Source organism: Nitrospira sp. Nam80, assembly GCF_965152575.1.
Window position 1 is genome coordinate 1 of sequence record NZ_OZ224216.1, and the last position, 20,742, is coordinate 20,742.

18 protein-coding genes are annotated in these 20,742 nt (G+C 57.3%); 16 read left to right on the forward strand and 2 right to left on the reverse strand.

Translation table 11 applies throughout. The features are described 5' to 3' along the window. The 5 genes from dnaA to ACWGXE_RS00025 all read left to right on the forward strand — a co-directional run bounded on the left by dnaA (position 1) and on the right by ACWGXE_RS00025 (position 8,289). The gene (dnaA, locus tag ACWGXE_RS00005; protein ID WP_447600317.1) at positions 1–1,344 is read left to right on the forward strand and encodes a chromosomal replication initiator protein DnaA; all 1,344 of its coding nucleotides are present in this window, start codon (positions 1–3) and stop codon (positions 1,342–1,344) included. Positions 1,345–1,366: 22 nt separating this feature from the next. Next, on the forward strand, positions 1,367–2,494 hold the full coding sequence (dnaN, locus tag ACWGXE_RS00010) for a DNA polymerase III subunit beta (RefSeq protein WP_447600318.1): 1,128 nt from the start codon (positions 1,367–1,369) through the stop codon (positions 2,492–2,494). A 99-nt stretch (positions 2,495–2,593) separates the two neighbouring features. Beyond that, positions 2,594–5,068 (forward strand): DNA topoisomerase (ATP-hydrolyzing) subunit B, encoded by a 2,475-nt coding sequence (gene gyrB / locus ACWGXE_RS00015; RefSeq protein ID WP_447600319.1) that lies wholly within the window; start codon positions 2,594–2,596, stop codon positions 5,066–5,068. Between the two features lie 93 nt (positions 5,069–5,161). Continuing rightward, positions 5,162–7,624, forward strand: coding sequence for a DNA gyrase subunit A (gene gyrA, locus ACWGXE_RS00020; RefSeq protein ID WP_447600320.1), 2,463 nt, complete (start codon positions 5,162–5,164; stop codon positions 7,622–7,624). 53 nt (positions 7,625–7,677) lie between these two features. Next, positions 7,678–8,289 (forward strand): hypothetical protein, encoded by a 612-nt coding sequence (locus ACWGXE_RS00025; RefSeq protein WP_447600321.1) that lies wholly within the window; start codon positions 7,678–7,680, stop codon positions 8,287–8,289. On the opposite strand, the gene ACWGXE_RS00030 is transcribed toward ACWGXE_RS00025, so the two are convergent. Further along, on the reverse strand, positions 8,249–8,728 hold the full coding sequence (locus tag ACWGXE_RS00030) for a DUF721 domain-containing protein (RefSeq protein WP_447600322.1): 480 nt from the start codon (positions 8,726–8,728) through the stop codon (positions 8,249–8,251). The genes ACWGXE_RS00025 and ACWGXE_RS00030 overlap by 41 nt on opposite strands. Before the next feature lie 434 nt (positions 8,729–9,162). Between ACWGXE_RS00030 and smpB the strand changes: the two genes are divergently transcribed. The 11 genes from smpB to ACWGXE_RS00085 all read left to right on the forward strand — a co-directional run bounded on the left by smpB (position 9,163) and on the right by ACWGXE_RS00085 (position 19,397). Beyond that, entirely contained in the window at positions 9,163–9,642 is a 480-nt protein-coding gene (smpB, locus tag ACWGXE_RS00035; protein ID WP_447600323.1) for an SsrA-binding protein SmpB, read from the forward strand. A gap of 209 nt (positions 9,643–9,851) precedes the next feature. Then, a complete protein-coding gene (locus ACWGXE_RS00040) occupies positions 9,852–10,301 on the forward strand; it encodes a DoxX family protein (RefSeq protein WP_447600324.1) in 450 nt (149 codons plus the stop codon). 132 nt (positions 10,302–10,433) lie between these two features. Beyond that, complete coding sequence (locus ACWGXE_RS00045) at positions 10,434–11,339, forward strand: pirin family protein (protein WP_447600325.1); 906 nt, start codon at positions 10,434–10,436, stop codon at positions 11,337–11,339. Between the two features lie 90 nt (positions 11,340–11,429). Next, entirely contained in the window at positions 11,430–12,107 is a 678-nt protein-coding gene (locus ACWGXE_RS00050) for a DsbA family oxidoreductase (RefSeq protein WP_447600326.1), read from the forward strand. Between the two features lie 23 nt (positions 12,108–12,130). Then, positions 12,131–12,562 carry a VOC family protein gene (locus tag ACWGXE_RS00055; RefSeq protein WP_447600327.1) on the forward strand — a complete coding sequence of 144 codons (432 nt, stop codon included), beginning with the start codon at positions 12,131–12,133 and terminating at the stop codon, positions 12,560–12,562. A gap of 5 nt (positions 12,563–12,567) precedes the next feature. Next, positions 12,568–12,939, forward strand: coding sequence for a nuclear transport factor 2 family protein (locus ACWGXE_RS00060; RefSeq protein WP_447600328.1), 372 nt, complete (start codon positions 12,568–12,570; stop codon positions 12,937–12,939). Between the two features lie 143 nt (positions 12,940–13,082). Further along, positions 13,083–13,751, forward strand: coding sequence for an SDR family NAD(P)-dependent oxidoreductase (locus ACWGXE_RS00065; RefSeq protein WP_447600329.1), 669 nt, complete (start codon positions 13,083–13,085; stop codon positions 13,749–13,751). A 15-nt stretch (positions 13,752–13,766) separates the two neighbouring features. Beyond that, entirely contained in the window at positions 13,767–14,213 is a 447-nt protein-coding gene (locus tag ACWGXE_RS00070) for a VOC family protein (RefSeq protein WP_447600330.1), read from the forward strand. A gap of 155 nt (positions 14,214–14,368) precedes the next feature. Then, the gene (locus tag ACWGXE_RS00075; RefSeq protein ID WP_447600331.1) at positions 14,369–14,740 is read left to right on the forward strand and encodes a rhodanese-like domain-containing protein; all 372 of its coding nucleotides are present in this window, start codon (positions 14,369–14,371) and stop codon (positions 14,738–14,740) included. A 180-nt stretch (positions 14,741–14,920) separates the two neighbouring features. Continuing rightward, positions 14,921–17,314, forward strand: coding sequence for a phosphoketolase family protein (locus ACWGXE_RS00080; RefSeq protein WP_447600332.1), 2,394 nt, complete (start codon positions 14,921–14,923; stop codon positions 17,312–17,314). A gap of 1,459 nt (positions 17,315–18,773) precedes the next feature. Further along, positions 18,774–19,397, forward strand: a complete 624-nt coding sequence (locus ACWGXE_RS00085) for a C25 family cysteine peptidase (protein ID WP_447600333.1) — start codon at positions 18,774–18,776, stop codon at positions 19,395–19,397. Between the two features lie 333 nt (positions 19,398–19,730). Here ACWGXE_RS00085 and ACWGXE_RS00090 read toward each other — a convergent pair whose 3' ends face one another. Then, positions 19,731–20,738: a helix-turn-helix domain-containing protein gene (locus ACWGXE_RS00090; RefSeq protein ID WP_447599973.1), complete on the reverse strand. Its 1,008-nt coding sequence runs from the start codon at positions 20,736–20,738 to the stop codon at positions 19,731–19,733. Between the last annotated feature and the right edge of the window lie 4 nt (positions 20,739–20,742).

Genomic DNA, 20,742 nt, shown 5'->3' on the forward strand with positions numbered 1-20,742 from the left:
ATGAGCCTTGAAACAGTTTGGCGAGAGGCCTTGTCGTACATTGAGATGAAGGTTCCCAAGCAGGTGTATGACACCTGGTTTACCCCGGTTGTTTTGGATCGGATTGAAGAGTCCACCGCATACCTGGGGGTGCCGAACAAGTTCTTCGGTGATTGGTTAAGTCAGCATTATGGGGATCTGTTGGCGGAAGCCGTGGCTTCCGCTCGTGGTGGGGGCCGCATGGAGATTGCGTTCGCTATCACTCGAAAGACTCCTGCTGGACAAGGCGACGGCGATGCACTGACAGCCGCCGCTCGCGGAGCTGTCGCAGTACGTCCCAGGCGAGGCGTGCAATTGAATCCGAAGTATACGTTCAATAGCTTTGTCGTGGGGGCGGGGAACCAATTTGCCCATGCAGCCTGCATGGCCGTGGCTGAGCAGCCGGCGAAGGCGTATAACCCGCTCTTCCTCTACGGCGGAGTGGGATTGGGGAAAACCCATTTACTGAACGCCATCGGCAACCATGTGGCGGAGCAGAGTGATTTGCGGATCGCTTATCTCACAACGGAACAGTTCACCAACGAAGTCATCAATTCGATTCGCTATGACAAGATGATGGACTTGCGGAAGCGGTATCGTCACATCGATATGCTTATGATCGACGACATTCAATTCCTGGCGGGGAAAGAGCGGACCCAGGAAGAGTTCTTTCATACATTCAATACGCTGTATGAAGCGCGCAAGCAAATCGTCTTGTCGAGTGACCGCTTTCCAAAGGAAATGCCGGATATCGAAGAGAGACTGAGATCCCGTTTCGAGTGGGGACTCATCGCCGACCTCCAGGCGCCCGACGTGGAGACCAGGATCGCAATTTTACGGAAGAAGTCCGAAGACGAGCATATCGCCCTGCCGGAAGACGTGATTCACTATCTGGCCAATACGATGAAGAATAATATCCGCGAGTTGGAGGGGTCACTGGTGCGATTGGGCGCCTACTCGTCACTCACCGGCCAGGCGATCACGCTCGAGATGGCAAAGAACGTGTTGCGCGATCTGATCGGGGAGAAGAAACGCATCGTCTCAATCGAAGATATTCAGGAGGCGGTCGGCGCAAAATTCCACGTGAAGATCGGCGAATTGAAATCCCGTCGCCGGAGCAAGACGTTGGTGCATCCGAGGCAAATCGCTATGTACCTGTGCCGGGAACTGACAGAAGCCTCATTCCCGGAGATCGGACGGCACTTCGGCGGGAAAGACCATACTACGATCATCCATGCCTGCCGCCAAATTGCTAAAGCCAGGGAAGCGGATAGCGCGCTACAGACCACATTGGAAGGTCTGAAAGAACAAATCTTGAGAGCCTAAGGCTCTCACCGGGGGAACGATCATGAAAGTACGAATGGGACGCGACGAACTGCTGACCGGTCTTCAGCGGGTGCAAGGGGTGGTCGAAAAACGCAATACCATGCCGGTCCTCTCGAACATTCTGTTCGAGGCCAAGTCAGAGGGAGCTGAAATCGTTGCCACCGATCTAGAGATCGGGATGCGCGGCCTCTACAAAGCGACCGTGCTTGAGCCGGGCGGCGTGACGGTCTCGGCAAGAAAGCTCTACGAAATTATCAAAGAGCTCCCGAGCAGCGATATTGAATTGATGTCCGGAGAGAATAACTGGACGACAATTCATGCCGGTAAGAGCCAATTCAAGATTGTAGGTCTGCCCGCCACAGACTATCCCGCACTGCCGTCGATCGAGCGTGAAGGATTGACGCCCCTGGCTGGCGCCGGATTGCTGGAACTAATCAGGAAGACGCTGTTTGCCGCCGGCGACAACGACGCGCGCTATATCTTGAACGGCTTGCTGATCACCCTCAGCACGAACGAGAAGAAGACCTTGCTTCGGTTGGTCGGGACGGACGGGCATCGATTGGCGGTGGCGGAACGCGAAGTCGGAAAACCGGGTGCCAAAGACCAGGCGCGGGAGATTAAAGCGATCATTCCAAAAAAGGCCGCCCAAGAAATGCGGCGGCTCTTGGAAGAGGGGGGCGATGAAGAACCCCTGATTGGATTTACGAAGAATCTTATGATCTTCAGGAAAAGCGGTCTTTTACTGACGTCTCGTCTTATGGAAGGCAATTATCCGAATTATCAACAGGTGGTTCCCAAGGAAACGAACAAACGGATCACGGTAAATCGAACCGAGGTTGAGAGTGCGCTGAGGCGCGTCTCTGTGCTCGCGCGGGATAAGGCTAATGCGGTGAAGGTGACGTTTGGACCGGGCGTCCTGACCCTATTCTCGAGTAACCCCGACTTCGGGGAGGCGTTGGAGGAATTGCCGGCCCGGTATGACGGAGAGCCTGTCAACACCGGCTTCAACGCGCGGTATCTTTTGGACGTTCTGAGCGTCATGGAGGGAGAGACAGTTTCCCTGCAAATGGATACCCCACTCAGCCCCTGTCTCGTGCAAGAACCGGAGAGCCCCGGGTTCAAGTGCGTGGTGATGCCGATCAAGATATGACGCCGACGGTCAGTTATTCCTTCGAGACGCTTCCCTACAGTTGGGCGATCACCCCGGCGAATGACGATTGATCAATGACACGTGTCAGCTAGGAGATGCATGGCCAACGATTCCCAGGATGAGCAGGTCGCCAAGCAGAAATCGGACAGTTATAGCGCCGACCAGATCAAAGTGTTGGAAGGCTTGGACGCCGTGCGCAAGCGGCCGGCCATGTATATCGGCAGCACGGGGCCGGAGGGTCTTCACCATTTGGTCTATGAGGTCGTCGACAACAGCGTCGATGAGCACATGGCGGGCTTCGGTGAGACCATCGATGTCACCGTTCACATCGACGGCAGTGTCACTGTTGTCGACAATGGCCGCGGGATCCCGACCGGCATGCATTCCACGCAAAAGAAGTCGGCGGCCGAGGTGGCGCTGACTGTCCTTCATGCCGGGGGCAAGTTTGAACAGGGTGCCTATACGGTATCGGGGGGGTTGCATGGGGTCGGCATTTCCGTGGTCAATGCCCTTTCCGAATGGCTCGAGCTCGAAATCTGGCAGGACGGCCAGGTGTTCGAACAGCGCTATGAGCGGGGCAAGCCGCTGGGACCTTTGAAAGTGACCGGCAAGACCAAACGCCGAGGCACGAAGGTGACGTTCAAACCAGACAGTCAGATCTTCGAAACGCTTGAATTCAGCTTTGATATTTTGGCTCAGCGTCTCCGCGAATTGGCCTTCTTGAACAAGGGACTGGGGATCTCGCTCAAGGATGAGAAAAAAGAAAAAGAACAGGCCTTCAAGTACAAGGGCGGCATCGTCTCCTTTGTGGAACATCTCAATGAAGCTAAGGCGCCGTTGCACAAACCGATCTATGTCCAAGTCGAGAAGGCTGACCTCATTCTGGAGGTGGCGCTGCAGTATAACGACAGTTACGCCGAGAACCTCTTCAGCTTCGCCAATAACATCAATACCAAGGAGGGCGGCACCCATCTCGTCGGGTTCAAGGCTGCGCTGACCAGGACGATCAACCAGTATGCCGGAGCCAACGATCTATTGAAAAAGGAAGTGGAGTCGTTGGCCGGCGACGATGTCCGCGAGGGCCTCACTGCGGTGGTCAGCGTCAAGGTGCGCAATCCCCAGTTTGAAGGCCAAACCAAGGCTAAACTGGGCAACAGCGAAGTGAAGGGCATTGTGGAAGCGGCGGTGAATGAAGCGCTCGGCACCTATTTTGAGGAGAATCCTCCGGTTGCGCGGAAGATCATCGGTAAAGCGGTCGACGCAGCCCGTGCTCGTGAAGCCGCCCGCAAAGCCAAAGAGTTGATCCGACGCAAGAGCGCATTGGACGGCGGTTCGCTCCCCGGGAAGCTGGCCGATTGCGCTGAGCGGGACCCCGCCGCCAGTGAAATTTTCATCGTGGAGGGTGATTCCGCCGGCGGGTCCGCCAAACAGGGGCGAGATCGCCGCTTTCAGGCCATTCTGCCGTTGAAAGGCAAGATTCTGAATGTCGAGAAGGCCCGGTTCGACAAAATGCTCACGAGCGAAGAGATCCGCACATTGATCATGGCGCTCGGAACCGGCATCGGCCGCCGGAAAGAGGACAGCGAAAAGATCGATAAAGAGGTCTTCGACATCGCCAAGGCGCGCTACCACAAGATCATTCTGATGACGGATGCCGATGTCGACGGCAGTCACATCAGAACGCTCTTGCTCACATTTTTCTTTCGACAGATGCCGGAGTTATTGGAGCGGGGCTACATCTATATCGCACAGCCGCCGCTGTTTAAGGTCAAAAAGGGAAAAACCGAGCGGTACCTCAAGGACGAGGCGTCGCTGAACGACTATCTCGCCGACCTCGCCGTCGAGGATGTGGAGTTGTATCTTGAGAGCGGGCAAGACTATGTCAGCGGCCGCCGGCTTCTGCCTATCCTCAAGAAGTTGATCGCGTTTGAGAGCCTGCTGGGCAAGGTCAACAAGAAATTTCACGAAGCCAATATCCTGCGGGCGTTTGTCGACCAACCCGCGCTGGATCGGGATCTGCTCAAAAATCACGCCGCTTTGAGCACGGTCATCTCCGATGTCAAACAGGCGCTGGCGCTGGTGTACCCGAAAGCCGACATCACCATTGATATTCTGGAAGACGAGGAACACCAAGAGGACAAGATCATCTGCCGGATCCCGACAAACGGGATGGTCCACCAGCTCGAGGTCAACCATGAATTGGTGGGTTCGGCCGATTTTCGGGAGTTGCAGAAGTTGGCTCCGACGGCAATCGGCCTGGGCAAAGCGCCGTACAAGCTGAAAATGAAAGGCACGGAAGTCCGGAAGACCGGCACCGCCGAGCTGGTGCAGGCCATCTTGGAACAGGGCAAGCAGGGCTTGAATCTTCAGCGGTACAAAGGATTGGGCGAAATGAACCCGGACCAACTGTGGGAGACGACCATGGACCCAGAGAAGCGGACGCTGCTCCAGGTGAAATTGGAAGATGTAACCGGTGTGGATGAGATCTTTACGATCCTGATGGGCGACGAAGTCGAGCCGCGACGCAATTTCATTCAACAACACGCGCTGGAAGTACGGAATTTGGACGTGTAGCCGGCGCGAAGAGCGTACGGGAATGGTTGGGAAATCAGAGTGTCTCTTGTTGTGCTATACGCCATATGCCATTAGCTCTTCCCACGGAGTCGAATGCCGCCTGATGAACGCTTAGGACACATCGCGATTGAAGACGAGATGCGCTCGTCGTATCTCGACTATGCGATGAGCGTGATCGTGGGGCGAGCTTTGCCCGACGTGCGAGACGGGTTCAAGCCGGTGCACCGCCGAATCCTCTACGCGATGAATGAAATGGGGCTGGCGTCGAACCGCGCGTACCGAAAATCCGCCAAGATCGTGGGCGAGATCATGGGGAATTATCATCCTCATGGCGACGCGGCGATTTACGACACCCTTGTCCGCATGGCGCAGGATTTCACCATGCGCTACATGCTCGTGGATGGCCAAGGCAATTACGGTTCCATGGACGGCGATCCGCCCGCGGCGATGCGCTACACCGAAGCGCGCATGACCAAGCTGGCCGAAGAAATGCTGGCGGATATCGACAAGGAGACGGTGGATTTTGGGCCGAACTACGATGAATCGCGACAGGAACCACTGGTGCTGCCGGCGCGGGTACCCAACCTTTTGATCAACGGCGCGGGCGGCATTGCCGTCGGATACGCCACGAATATCCCCACGCACAACATCACGGAAGTCGTGGACGGGCTGCTCCTGCTGCTCGAAAATCCGGATGTGACGATCCCGCAGCTGATGAAAAAAATCCCCGGACCCGACTTCCCGACCGCCGCGTTCATCTATGGAACGGAAGGCATCAAAAAGGCCTATGAGACCGGCCGTGGCTTGCTGACGTTGCGTGCCAAGGCTGCGATCGAAACTGACGAACGGACGGATCGTGAACGCATCATCGTCACGGAGATTCCCTATCAGGTCAACAAGGCGGGCCTGATCGAAAAGATCGCCGATCTCGTGCAGGAAGGCCGATTGGAAGGCATTGCCGACATCCGGGATGAATCGGATCGCGAAGGAGTCCGTGTCGTGATCGAGCTCAAACGCAATGAGATTCCCTTGGTCGTGCTGAATAATCTGTACAAGCACACCCAACTGCAGACGACGTTCGGCGTGATCATGCTCGCGCTCGTCAATAATCGCCCCGAAGTTTTGAACCTGAAGCAAATTCTGCTGGCCTTCCTTGAACATCGCCGCGAAGTCGTGGTCCGCCGGACCGCGTTCGAATTGCGTAAAGCGGAGGAACGGGCGCACATTTTGGAAGGCCTGAAGATCGCGCTCGATAATCTTGACGCCGTAATCGCCCTGATTCGCGGCTCGCAATCCCCGGATGTCGCGCGCGCCGGGTTGATGGCCGGCTTCGGGCTCTCGGAGATCCAGGCCACGGCCATTCTCGACATGCGCCTGCAGCGTCTGACCCAACTGGAACGGACCAAGCTGGTCGAGGAATATCGGGAAATTCTGAAGCAGATCGAATATCTTCGGTCGGTGTTGGGCAGCGAGGCGCTGGTCCGCAAGATCATCACGGATGAATTGGTCGAGATCCGTGAATCCTACAAGGATGAGCGACGGACGCAGATCGTTAAAGAAGAAGCCGAATTGACGGTCGAGGATTTGATCGCCGATGAGGAAGTTGTCGTCACGATTTCACATGCGGGGTATATCAAGCGCAATGCGGTGACGCTCTATCGGGCACAGCGTCGCGGCGGCAAGGGCAAGATTGCCATGGGCATCAAAGACGAAGATTTCGTCGAAACCTTGTTCACCGCTTCGACGCATGACTCGCTCCTGTTCTTTACGGATGCGGGCAAGGTCTTCTGGCTGAAAGTACATGAGATACCCGAAGCGAGCCGCGCCGCGAAGGGCAAGGCCCTGGTCAATCTCCTGGCGCTCTCGCCGGACGAGAAGGTCACGGCGTCACTGCCGGTGAAGGACTTCCGAGACGACCGGTATGTCATCATGGCGACGAAGCTGGGCGTCGTCAAAAAAACGGAGCTCTCGGCCTATGCGAATCCGCGCCAGGGGGGCATTATCGCCTTGTCGTTGGACGGCGGAGACAAGCTCATCGGCGTCGAGTTGACGGACGGCCAACGTGAAATTCTGCTCGGCACGCGCAAAGGCATCACCATTCGATTTAAGGAAGATGACGTTCGCGCTATGGGACGCACCGCGCACGGCGTTCGCGGAATTACTCTGGAGGCCGGTGACGAGGTGATCGGCATGGAGACGATCACGCCGGATTCCACAACCGCCATCCTGACCGTCACGGAGGGCGGCTATGGAAAACGGACTCCTGTCACCGAGTACCGGGTCCAAGGCCGAGGCGGCAAAGGCATCATCAGCGTGAAAACCACGGAGCGGAACGGCCTCGCGGTAGGGTTCCTCCAGGTGCGCGACGAAGACGAAATCATGCTGATGGCGGCCATGGGAAAGGTGCTTCGCTGCAAGGTGGATGACATCCGCGAAATCGGTCGGAACACGCAGGGCGTTCGCCTCTTGGACCTGGAAGGGGATGAAGATCGCGTGGTGGCCGTCGCCCGCCTGGTCGAACGCGAAGTTGCGCCGGAGGAAGCCGAAGGCGGCTGATGCCAAGCGATTGCTCATTTGCTTGATCTCTCCGTACGGTTCTATCCTGTCTCATGCAGAACGATCAGCCGGCTCCCAAGGGACCAATCCCCACCGCTCACAAGCGTCCACTCGACACGGTCGTGAAGTTGGCATTGGGCGTACTCTTTGGCTCATTCGCCCTTATCTGGGGCGGCATGTTTCTCAGCAGGCCCGACCGGTCCATTCCTCCCTATAGTATCGGGTCGCAAGAAGGCACCGCCGTCGCGGTGCATGTTCCCGCTTGGACCAGCGATACCGAGATCGAGACGCTGATCAATCGTTTTCGCAAGGTCGGCCGCGAAAGCCGAAATTTCGGTCTCATGAAAATGCAGCCGACCACGCCGGGCGACCCGAATGGGCGCTATCGGCGCATCGCTATTTATATCTTTACGCACGAAGACTGGACTGAACCGGACATCCTGCGCCGCTATATAGCTGGAACCGATCAAGCAGTAGTGGACGGATTCGAGAAGTCGCTGCGCGGATTCTATCGTCTGGACGGATCGGAAGAAGAAGGTCGAATCGGCCCGCTTGTACGGGGCGGGGACACGGCTGCAACCGCCGCCTATTCTCGTGAACTGTTCAAAGGCTCCGTCGCTGTTGCTACGAAACCGGATTCGAGCGGGCCAGTGCCCCGGCCATGACCGCAGCGAGATGTTCGCGTAGCGCTTGATCTCGCACCGCCTGCGCATACAGCGCCGCCTCTGCCTTTGCCTGGGACGAGGGTTCTATCTGCGGCGCAATCTCCGCAGCCTGGGGCGCCTGGCTGGGACCGGCCGTGATCTCTCCAATGCGGAGTATGACTTCCGACACCAAGGATTCGCCCGCGGCCGCATTAATTTTGCCGAGCAGCTCTCGTTTGAGAAATGTGAGTTGCTGCAACCAGACCGAATGCCGGACGTGGATGAGGAGTTTTTTAAACCGAATCTGTTCCGGTCTCGTGTGCGCCGCAATCTGCTCGCCCACGATGTCGGCCCAATCACGGCGGAGGCGCATTTCGAAGAGATGGGTTTCAAGACCCAGACGACGGGCGAGGCCATCGAGAATAGAGGCCACCGAATCGAGAGACCCATGCACACGCATGGCGCGCATCATAGGAGGAGAAGAGGAAATGGTCAAGGTATCGGGACTGCAGCGCCAGGTCGCGCGCCGGGCGACGCTGTGGAAAGGCGCGTCTCGGCGCGCCGGGGAGGGTGGGTGTGACGGAGGCGCGTCTCGGCGCGCCGGGGAGGGTCGATGAGAGGGAACGCGGTTCGATGTCGCCATAATGCGCTGAGGGACGGCGGCAATTTGTATAGAACCGAATGCACCGGTCCGACTATGAGGATGCGATGCGGCATCGCAAGGCCGGTGCACCTGTCCGCCTCGCGTGCGCACCGGCAATTCTGCTATGACGCGCAAACCTGACCCGCGCATCCGTTCCGCCCTCCAGGAAACGAAGAAGCGCGTGGCAACATTGCGGCCCAGTCCGTTCGATGGCGAGAGTTCCACCATGCCCCGTGCTATAGTGAGCTTCCATGAAGCAAGAAAAGGAAAAAGAAGATCAATATAAGGTGGTGGCCACCAATCGAAAGGCCTACCATGATTACTTCATCGAAGAGAAAATCGAGGCAGGGCTCATGCTGCGTGGCACCGAGGTGAAATCGCTCCGCGACGGCCGCGTCAATCTTCAGGACAGCTATGCCTCGGTCGATGACGGGGAAGTCTATCTCCACCATTGCCATATCAGCCCGTATAGCCATGGCAACATCATGAATCATGACCCGCTACGAGCCCGCAAGTTGCTTCTTCATCGCAAAGAGATCAATAAGTTGATCGGAAAGACGCAGCAGAAAGGACTTACGCTCATCCCGCTGCGGATCTATTTTTCCAAGCGAGGCCGGGCCAAAATCGAGCTGGCGTTGGCCAAAGGGAAGAAGCAATACGACCGGCGCGAGTCGATCAAGGCTCGCGAAGCCGGCCGTGAAGTCGAGCGAGCCATCAAGAGCCGTAAATAACGATCATAATTCCTGCCCGCCGACAGCAAGTCAGTTCCGTGTGCAGATGCCCTTTCCGTGGTTTTAAACTCCTCTGTTTGCCCGCAACTGTTTAGAATTCCAGCTGATATTGGGCTGCTATCCGGACACGAATATTAAGACTTGACTATGTTCTAGCTAGAACTATCATAATGACATGGGTGCTTTGACGAGAATGTGGAGGTGAGGAGATGAAACAGTTGTTTGCAACCGGCGAAGATTGGTCGGGGCTTATCCTTCGATGGACGGCTGGACTGGTTATGTTTCCGCATGGCGCGCAGAAACTGCTCGGCTGGTTCGGCGGACACGGGTTCAATGGGACGATGGGATTCTTTACCCAGAACCTCGGGCTGCCCTTGATCGTGGCGTTTCTCGTCATCATAGGAGAATCATTGGGAAGCGTGGCGTTACTGGCGGGGCTTCTGACCAGGTTTACCGCGGCCAGTTTTATCATCATCATGGTGGGCGCGATTGTCATGTCGCATCTTCCGCATGGCTTCTTCATGAATTGGTACGGGCAACAGCAAGGTGAAGGATATGAATATCATTTGCTGATCATCGGGATCAGCCTGGCCTTGATTGTGACAGGCGCCGGTCGTTGGTCCATCGATCGTATGATCGCCGGCAAGCTGGCCCACTGACTCATAAGAGCCATAGAAGCTTCTGTCCGAATGACCGAACGGCTGATGTCATAAAGAACAGATGAAACAGAGATGCTCATTTAATGTTGGAACGTACAGGCGAAGACCTCTACAGTATCGACGGAGGATTTCATGCAGAACACCATGCAAGCAGTACGGAATGCAGCGGAGAATCAAAAGGTCGTACTCGGCGTGCATCGACACGGTTCGGCCCATATGGTCGGCGACGGCTTTCCGGTGCGGAATATGATCCCGGGCGGGAACATCGATGAACAACTGTCTCCTTTTCTCCTGCTCGATTATCTGGGGCCGGAACAGTTTCCACCGACGCACCGGCGCCTTGGCGTGGGCGAACACCCGCATCGTGGGTTCGAGACGGTCACGATCATGTATCACGGCAAGGTGGCCCATCGTGACTCCACGGGAAGCGGCGGCGTGATTGGCCCGGGCGATGTGCAGTGGATGACCGCCGCGTCAGGCATCGTGCACGAAGAACTACATGAAGAGGAGTTTGCCAAGCGAGGCGGCCTCTTGGAAGGTATCCAGTTGTGGGTCAATTTGCCGAAGGCGCATAAAATGTCCGCGCCCGGTTATCAGACACTGATGAATCAGGACATTCCCGCGGTGGATCTCGGGGGAGGGGCCGGCCGGCTTCGTGTGATCGCCGGTGAATTCCGCGGCATCAAAGGTCCGGCCAAGACATTCACCCCGATCCATTTGTACGATCTGCGGCTGGGGGCAGGACATCAGGTCGAACTGCCGTTGCCGGAAGGATTCAATTCAGCGGCGTTTGTCCTGCATGGAGAAATCCTAGCGAATGGGATGCACCCGGTGCAGGAAGTGGAAATAGTTCTCCTCGCGCCAAGCGGCGAACGAGTGTTGCTCGCCGCCAAACAGGACGCGACCGTGCTGATTATGAGCGGCGAGCCGATTCACGAGCCGGTTGCGCGGTATGGACCCTTTGTCATGAACACGCGGGACGAATTGATCCAGGCGATGCAGGATTACCAAGCCGGTCGCATGGGGCATTTGTCTTGATATGGAAGGTGCGATGGCCTCGGCGCCGCCGGGGCAAACAACTGTTGGATCACGGAACGACACAGAAACTTCAAAGGAGAATCATTGCTCGTGAATCAGGAACGCGCGAAATTGCCCATTCAGATCTATTCCGACATCATCTGTCCCTGGTGCTATGTCGGGCTGAAGCGCTTGGAGGCGGCGCTGGCCTTGATCGAGCGGCCGTCCGGTCTCACGGCCCAATGGCGGCCGTTCGAATTGAATCCAACCATGCCGTCTCCGGGTATGGACCGGAACACATACCTCGAAGCAAAATTCGGCAGCGCCGAAGCCGTGGAATCCATGCTGGATCACGTGCGGCAGGCAGGTCGGGAATCAGGCATTGCGTTCGCGTTCGACCGCATTCCAAAGACCCCGAACACCTTCGAGGCCCATCGCCTCGTGTGGTTGGCAGGCCGGGAAGGCCGGCAAGCCGCGATGGTAGAACGATTATTTCGCGGCTATTTTGAAGAAGGGATGGATGTGTCGCAGCGAGCGACCTTGGTGCAAGTGGCAACCGAAGTGGGAATCGACCATCAGACCGTAAGCGCCTGGCTGGCGTCCCAAGAAGGAATACAAGCTGTCCGAGCCGAGGAGCAGGCCGGCTTGGAATTGGGCATTCGAGCCGTGCCGTACTTTTACATCGAGGGGCGTCCCGGATTATCGGGCGCACAGCCGCCGCCGATCATTGCTGATTGGCTGCTGCAAGCCTTGCGTGCCGGCGCGCACTGTACGGCAGAAGCGGACTGAAAGGGCGAGAAAGGAAACCGGCCATGGCCGTCCAAGTTTCTGGAGTCAATCACATCGCCATCGAGGTCGATGACGCGAAAAAGGCGGCCGATTTCTATGCCGATGTGTTCGGACTGGAAATGCTTCGCGGCGGGGAGGGAGCCGTCTGGTGCAAGCTAGGCGCGCATCAATTTCTCGCGATATTTGAGGTCCACGAACTCCGGCCTGATCGAGTTAAGCATTTCGGGATCATGGTGCGCGATGAGGCCCAGATCGCGGAAGTCAGAGAGAAGATCGTCACGAAATACGGGCTTTCGCCGCACCCCGATTTCCGGTGCGACTTCCGAGACCCTTGGGGCAACCGCATTCAGGTCGGTGACCTGCACGACGAATCGGTCGTCTGGCTCCTGCCCTATACCGAGGTGCAGGAGTTGGGCATCACATTTACATCCACCCCCACATCACGAAAGGAGTAAGGTCAATGAGCACGGCGAATCTACAGCAGCGACTGCACAGCCTCCTCGATCATATCCGCGGCGGCAAGATCATCGAGGCCATGAACGAATTTTACGACAAGGATGCGGTGATGCAGGACAACGCCAATCCCCCGACGAAAGGTTTGTCCGCGAATATCGCCCGCGAACAGCAATTCATGAACGGCGTGAAGGAATGGAAAGGGTTCAACGTCACCGCCTCCGCTGCCGGCGACGATGCAACGTTTTATGAATCCACCATGGATTTTATCGCCACCAACGGCCAGCCGGTCCATATGGAACAGGTGTCCGTCGCCAAGTGGAAGAGCGGCAAGATCATTCATGAGCGGTTCTATTATGATACGGGCGGGAAGAAGTAACGTGCAGGCGTGTCGGGATGCGCGGCGGCGGTCTGCCCTTATGAGCGACCGCTGCCATCGGGGGTCGAAACCCGAGCGCACGGGCTAGTTTCGGCGTATCAATCGACCGGTTTCAATCACAGCACATGGAAGGAGCACGGCGGATGGAGGGAAGAATCGTCCTCGTCGCAGGCGGGTCCGGCGGGCTGGGCCAACACGTTGTGCCGGCATTCAGGAAAGCAGGCGCCAGGGTGATTACGGCAGACCGCCAGCCACCGGCGGCCCTCGTGAAGGATGGCACGGCGACGCAAGTGGACGTGACGGATGAAAACGATGTTCGACGGCTGGTGGAGGAGGTTTTGCGCCGAGAGAGCCGGATCGATGCTCTGGTGAATTTGGTTGGAGGGTTTACCACGGGGCGTGTCGTCGAAACGGATCACACTGTGTGGAATCGCATGTTGACGATGAATCTGACGGCGGCTTTCATTCTTTCGAAGGCCGTGCTGCCGCCTATGCTCGAGCGGCGGGCCGGGCGCATCATTCATATCGCAGCTCGAGCGGCCGCGGAGCCGTTTCCCGGTGCGGCAGCGTATGTGGTATCCAAGGCCGGGCTTGCGGCGTTGATCCGTGCATTGTCGTTGGAGATCTCTGGGTCCGGGGTCACCGTGAACGGCATCCTGCCGACCACCATCGATACGCAGGCCAACCGCGACAGCATGCCGGACGCCGATGTGTCGAAATGGGTGAAACCGGACTCGATCGCCCAATTGATCGGCTTCTTGCTCTCAGACAACGCGGCCCAAATCAACGGCGCGCTCGTTCCGATCGGTTAAGGAAGGAGTCGCGACATGAAAGCGCATTATCTCGGCCATGTGGTGTTCTATGTAAAGGATCTTCAGCGCTCGCTTGCCTTTTATCGCGACCTGCTCGGCTTCAAGGAAGTGGGCCGGATCTTCAACGGGGCGGCGGCCGCCCTGACATCGGGCCGGACGCATCATGAGTTGTTGCTGATTCAGGTCGGTGACGCGCCGGGGCCTCCATCAGGCCGGCGCCGGGGGTTGTATCATATCGGCATCAAGGTCGGGGATAGCCTCGATGAGTTGCGCGCCGCCAAACGCGAACTCGAATCGGCAGGGATCTCGATCGACGGCATGAGCGATCACACGGTGAGCCAGAGCCTCTACCTCCAGGACCCTGACGGCAATGAAGTCGAACTGTATGTGGATGCGGACGAGGCGGTCTGGAAGAACAATCCCGCGGCCGTCGTGGCGCCGGTCAAACCCTTGCACTTGTAACGAAACCATCGAGCGCCCGAAAAATTTCCCGTTCCGCTTCCTTGTTCAGTTCGGCTGAGCGGGCTAAGATGCCAACATGAAATGGACGACGATCAGCAAGCCGGCATGTCAACGAGCGCTGACCGTCACTCATCATCATAGGGAGGAACCAGGCAATGGCAACGGAAGTCTCTATTAATGACCCGGCGAAAGCCAAACAGTTTTTCGAAGCAAAAATGGCCTTTACGACCGGTCCCGTGGAACTGGAACGGATGATGAAAAGTAACTCCGTCAACGTGGTCGATGTGCGAGCGTCGGAGGATTATGCGGAAGGGCACATTCCCGGCTCGGTCAATCTGCCCAAGGATCAATGGCACAGTCTGAAAGGATTGCGCAAGGACAAACTCAATGTGCTGTATTGCTATTCTATGGTGTGTCACCTCGCCGCCACAGCGGCGGTCGAGTTCGCCGGCAAAGGCTATCCGGTCATGGAATTGGACGGCGGATGGCGATGGTGGAAGGACGAGGGGTTCGACATCGAAAAATGATTTGGAATCATCCGATCGTGTGAACCAGCTTGAATGGAACCGTTCACGCCGCCGGCGCCAGCGGGCGTGACAAGCCATTTCCGGAAGCCGCACGATTTCTGAAAGACTAACCGGCCCATAGCATCAGGGGAGCCGCGTTCTCCGAAGGACGCGGCTCCGGATGCGTTTGAAGAGGAATGTATGCCCACAACTCTGTCCGAGACCGCCCCGCTCACCGAGCGCGAGATGAAGCTCATGGATGCATACTGGAGGGCCGCCAATTACTTATCGGTCGGACAAATTTATCTACTCGATAATCCGCTCCTTCGAGAGCCGCTCAGGATCGAGCATATCAAGCCGCGCCTTCTCGGCCACTGGGGGACGACCCCGGGTCTAAACTTCATCTATGTGCATCTCAACCGCATCATCAAGAAGTACGATCAAGACATGATCTATATCTGCGGTCCCGGCCACGGCGGTCCGGCAATGGTCGCGAATGTGTATCTCGAAGGCACCTACAGCGAGGTGTATCCCAACGTCTCTCAGGACACCGAAGGAATGAAGCGGCTCTTCCGGCAGTTCTCCTTCCCCGGCGGGATTCCGAGCCATGTGGCGCCGGAGACACCCGGCTCGATCCATGAGGGCGGGGAACTTGGGTATGCGGTCTCGCATGCATACGGCGCGGCGTTCGACAATCCCGATCTCATCGTCGCCTGCGTCGTGGGTGACGGGGAAGCTGAAACCGGCCCCCTGGCCGCCTCGTGGCATTCGAATGAATTTCTCAATCCCGCCACGGACGGCGCGGTGCTGCCGATCCTGCATCTGAACGGCTACAAGATCGCCAATCCCACGGTACTGGCGAGGATCAGCCACGAGCAGTTACACCATCTGTTCCTCGGCTATGGATACAAGCCTTACTATGTCGAAGGATCGGATCCCGCCTTGATGCATCCGGCGATGGCGGCGACGTTGGACCAAGCGATTGCAGACATCAAAGAGATACAGGAAAAAGCCCGCGGCCGCCGGAACAACGGTGAGGCGTCTCCCGAGCGTCCGCAGTGGCCGGTTATCATCCTGCGCTCTCCCAAGGGGTGGACGGGCCCGAAGGAAGTGGACGGCAAGAAAACGGAAGACTATTGGCGCTCGCACCAGGTTCCCTTCGCGGAAATGGCCTCGAAGCCCGCACACGTCAAGCTGCTCGAAGCTTGGATGAAGAGCTACAAGCCGGAGGAGCTGTTTGACGCCAACGGAGCGCTGAAGCCGGACCTGGCACAGCTCGCGCCGGCCGGCACTCGCCGAATGGGAGCCAATCCGCACGCCAACGGCGGGCTTCTCCTCAGGGATCTCCGGTTGCCGGATTTCCGGGATTACGCCGTCGAAGTCCCGAAACCCGGAACCATAGTCGGGGAAGCCACGCGGGTGTTGGGAACCTTTCTGCGCGACGTGATGAAGCAGAATCTCCGGAACAAGAACTTTCGCATCATGGCGCCCGACGAGCTCACGTCGAATCGGCTCGGCGCCGTGCTGGAGGCCACCGACCGGGTGTGGATGGCCGAGCGCCTGCCCGAGGACGATCACTTGGCTCCGCAGGGCCATGTCATGGAGATCCTCAGCGAACATACCTGTCAAGGCTGGCTGGAAGGCTATCTGCTCACGGGCCGTCACGGCCTCTTCACCACGTACGAGGCCTTCGTCCATATCGTGGATTCGATGTTCAACCAGCATGCCAAGTGGCTGAAGACGACGCATGAAATACCCTGGCGCCGTCCCATCGCTTCCTTGAACTATCTGCTGACCTCCCATGTCTGGCGGCAAGACCACAACGGTTTCTCGCATCAGGATCCGGGATTCATCGATCATGTCGTCAATAAGAAGGCGGATGTGATCAGAATTTATCTTCCGCCCGATGCCAACACGCTGCTGTCGGTCATGGACCATTGTCTCCGCAGCCGCAACTACGTCAACGTGGTCGTGGCGGGCAAACAGCCGGCGCTCCAGTATCTCGATATGGACGCGGCCGTCAAGCACTGCACGGCCGGGATCGGCATTTGGGAATGGGCGAGCAACGACAAGGGCGGCGACCCCGACGTGGTGATGGGCTGCGCCGGCGACATCCCTACCTTGGAAACGCTGGCGGCGGTGCAATTGCTGCGGGAGTACGTGCCGGAGCTGAAGATTCGCGTGGTCAATGTCGTGGACCTGATGAAACTACAGGACAAGAACGAACATCCGCACGGGTTGCCGGACAAGCACTTCGATACCTTTTTTACGACCGACAAGCCGATCGTCTTCGCGTACCACGGCTATCCCTGGCTCATCCACCGGCTGACCTACCGGCGGACCAATCATAAGAATCTCCATGTCCGCGGCTACAAGGAGGAGGGCACGACCACGACGCCGTTCGACATGGTGTTCCTCAACGACATGGATCGGTATCACCTGGCGGCGGATGTCATCGAGCGGGTGGGCTTGGGCTCCACCGCGGCCTATGCCAAGCAGGCGATTCGCGACAAGCGCACCGAGCACAAGGAGTACATCCGCAAGCACGGCGAAGACATGCCCGAGATCCGCGACTGGAAGTGGACGTTGTCGTGAGCGGGGCGGGTATTGCCTGTGGGCCAATTTATGGGTGAGTTGCCAGTAACCTTAAACCGAGATTATTGGTCCGGCGGGACCCGCGCTTCCCCGCCTGCGGAGCGGCCCTTCCGGGATTTGCCGGGGCGGAATCCTTCCGGAATTCCCGTGCCTGTGGTCATGGACCACAGTGGCGTGGTCAGTTCCGGCTTTCCTGCCCCACAAACCCACGGTGGGCGCCCCGCTCCTCTCGGCAATGGTCGCGCTTGGTCCGCCGGACCTCTCCTGATATTTTCGGTTTAGGGTTAATCGGCGCGCTTTGCCCTGCGACTCGGTTACAAATGGCGCTTGACAAACCAAAATAGGGGGCTAATAATCCCTGCATCCTGAATTCACTTTGAACAACCGCCTGTGTTCCGTTTCGCCTGTGTCGCCTAGGCGAGGTCCTTTCTATGAGCCGAAGCTTGATTAAATCCATCCAAGATGACACGGGCGTGGACATGCGGCTTATCCTTCCATTCGGGTTAGCCCTAAGACTCGGGGATGTCGTCAGCGTGGACAAGAATGGAATCTTCGCTTTGCAAGGCAATTCTGCATCGTTGCTAGGCCTCGCCCCAGGAGGATGGCGATCTGGGAGTGGAGGAGTCGATTTTACGAGGCAGCATGGTGAAGGTACAAGTTGCCGATTCAGAGCGGCTGGCACCGCTTCGAGTCTCTTTCCGGACGTGCCGAGTCTAAGTGCAGGGTTTGATATCTCATTTGCATCCCAAGACGGGTGGATACTTGCATTGATTGGGCGCTCCCTGAGTTCACTTGAGGACATAGATCGTTTTCGACGGCCTATTCTCCAAGCATATGCACAGAATGTGTGGCAGGCCGATTGGGCCTTCGTAACTAGTGTTGCCACTGTAGAGCGCATGACGCTCCTCGCGTCTCGCACGCGCAACACGAACGTCGCGCTTTCGCTGCAGGGGAACTTGGTATCAAACGCGATGGAGCTTCAGCTTACTGCCGGCGCCTCTGTCGTCGCAACTAATCAACAAATTACGCAATGCATAACAACTAGGCCAATGGAAGCGTTCTGTTCGGCGATACGTGTGCACGAAGGATGGTTTTCCGACCCTAATATTGGTGCTCTCGGGAGACCTTCCGCGAAGTCGGGAGATTTCTGGGAAAGGGTAGCTTCCGCGAAGTCGGGAGATTTCTGGGAAAAGGTAGTATACTGAACGATAATGCTTGATGCAAAAGAGCGCGCTGAGATCATTGGGGCATTAAGTCAGTGGGCAAGCAACGCCCCGGATGAGCCGATAATTGGATTCATGTACAGCCCCCGTCTCTTGACTCCTCATGAGATTGTCGCGGAGGTTCGAAAAAATACTCCTGATGGTCAAGCAGTTCTTGAGCTCCTTGAGCATGGCATAAATCGCGAGGGAATCCAAAAGGTCCTGAGACGCCTTACATCAACTCGCTCACTACTGAAATGAGCAAGTTCATAGTCATTCGCCCAAAGGACGACGCAATCGCCCAACAGGCTTCAGTCTGGTGCGACGATTTGGTTCAGAAATTCAGCAAAAACCGACATACCAAGGTCAATGACGTAGACGATGGTGCTCCGCCGGATACCGGAAATATTGTTCTCGCTCTCCAGGCAGGGGCTGATCTAATCTGCTACTTCGGACATGGGGATGAGAATAGCTGGCTCACCAATTTTAAGGCAACGATTGATAATACAAATATTAGAAATGCGAACCAAAAAGCCGTTGTCTCGGTAGCATGTAAGACCGCGTGTGTCCTTGGTCCGACAGCTATTACGGCAGGAATTGTATCGTGGCTCGGATTCACCATCAAAGTACCAGTCATGACCCCTCACAAGAATCGCGATCCCATCGGCGAGGCAATTGTGGATGGTCTAGCCCTTCTTGGGAATCACCTCACTATGCAGGAAGCACGAGATCGGATTGCTGATAATTGCGACAAGCTAATTGTCGAATTCGATACTGGTACACTACGCAACCATCCGGGAAATCTGATCGGGTACTACGCCGCAATGTCCGTGCGCGATCATGTCGTCGTGCATGGAAACACGCGGTGGGCTCTTCCTTAAGTGCGGCCAGAAGTCTTATTACCATACCGCTTCATAACTCCGGAATTCGACAGGCTAGCTGACACGCTCTTATCTATTCTCGTCGTGGTTATCATGCTATACCACCACGGACTCATGCATGGCTACATGACCATGAACTGATATCCCATCCCTCGCATTCCCAGTTACCCTGCCTGGTCCTGAGACCGTATACTTTGGCCCGATTAGCCCGAACGCCTATGGCCCCGTATCAATGCCGATGCGACAGGACAAACCTTTCAATGGCAGTGAGGTGTAATCACCTGTCAAGAAGTGGTCTCCTGGTGGCTGAGCCGGCGGCGGTGAATATTGAGCTCATGCATGTGACTCAGGATGGGAGTGTGCCGGTAAATCCGTAACGGGATTTGGACCGGGCTCCGATCGTGGAACGAGGGAAGGCAGGCCGGGCCGCATGAGGCACCGGGCCAGCTTCTCCGCTGGAGTCAAACCATCGAGGGCCATGGAGAATCGGTCGTGGTTATACCGCTGTTCCAAGGCTTGTACCGCCGCGGCGGCTGAATCAAAGACGGCAAAGGTACGGACGCTCCAGAACTCCTCATCATCGATGCGGTGACTGCGTTCGACCTTGCCATTCTGTTCGTGCCGGCGTGGCTTAATGTATCGGAGGCGCATGCCGGCCGCTTGCACGGCTAAGGCGAAGGCAAGGGAGAATTCGTCCCATTGTCGACTTGAATCTTCGGAAATAGCGAACGGGTAGTGCTGCCGGATCACCGAGAGGAACTGCAGGCTGGTGTGATGATCCTTTTTCGGATAGAGCCGGAGGAGGCGATAGCGGGTGCAATCGTCGAGCGCCGTATACTGAAAACAGCGCTGGCCCGCAATCTTCACTTCCTTAACATCGACTTGCACACAGTCGCCGGGCCGCTCGCGGCTAAAGAGTGTGAGTTGCCGGGGCCGGCGTTTCGGAGTGCGACGGATGGGGGGATAGCCGAGTTGGCGGCAGATGCGCTGGATCGTAGAGGCCGCCACCCGGATCCGATGGACCCGCTCCAGCCAGATCCGGATCCGGGCGGCCCCATACTCCAGGTCCCGGCGGGCATGTTCGATGAGCTGCACCGTGCTCTCCGGGATGCGTCGACGTCGGTGGGCCGGATAGCGCGGCACCAAACCCAACGGTCCCTGGGTCTGCCAGCGTCGTCGCCAGCGGCGCACGGTCTTGCGATTCAAGCCAAAGCGGTCGGCGGCGGGGTGCACGCCATAGTCACTGGCATAGCGCAAGACGCTAAGCGCCCTTTGACGGTGGGCCGGTACTGTTTCGGAATCTTCAATGTCTCCAGTTCTTTTGGCCGTGACGGTTAACATCGGT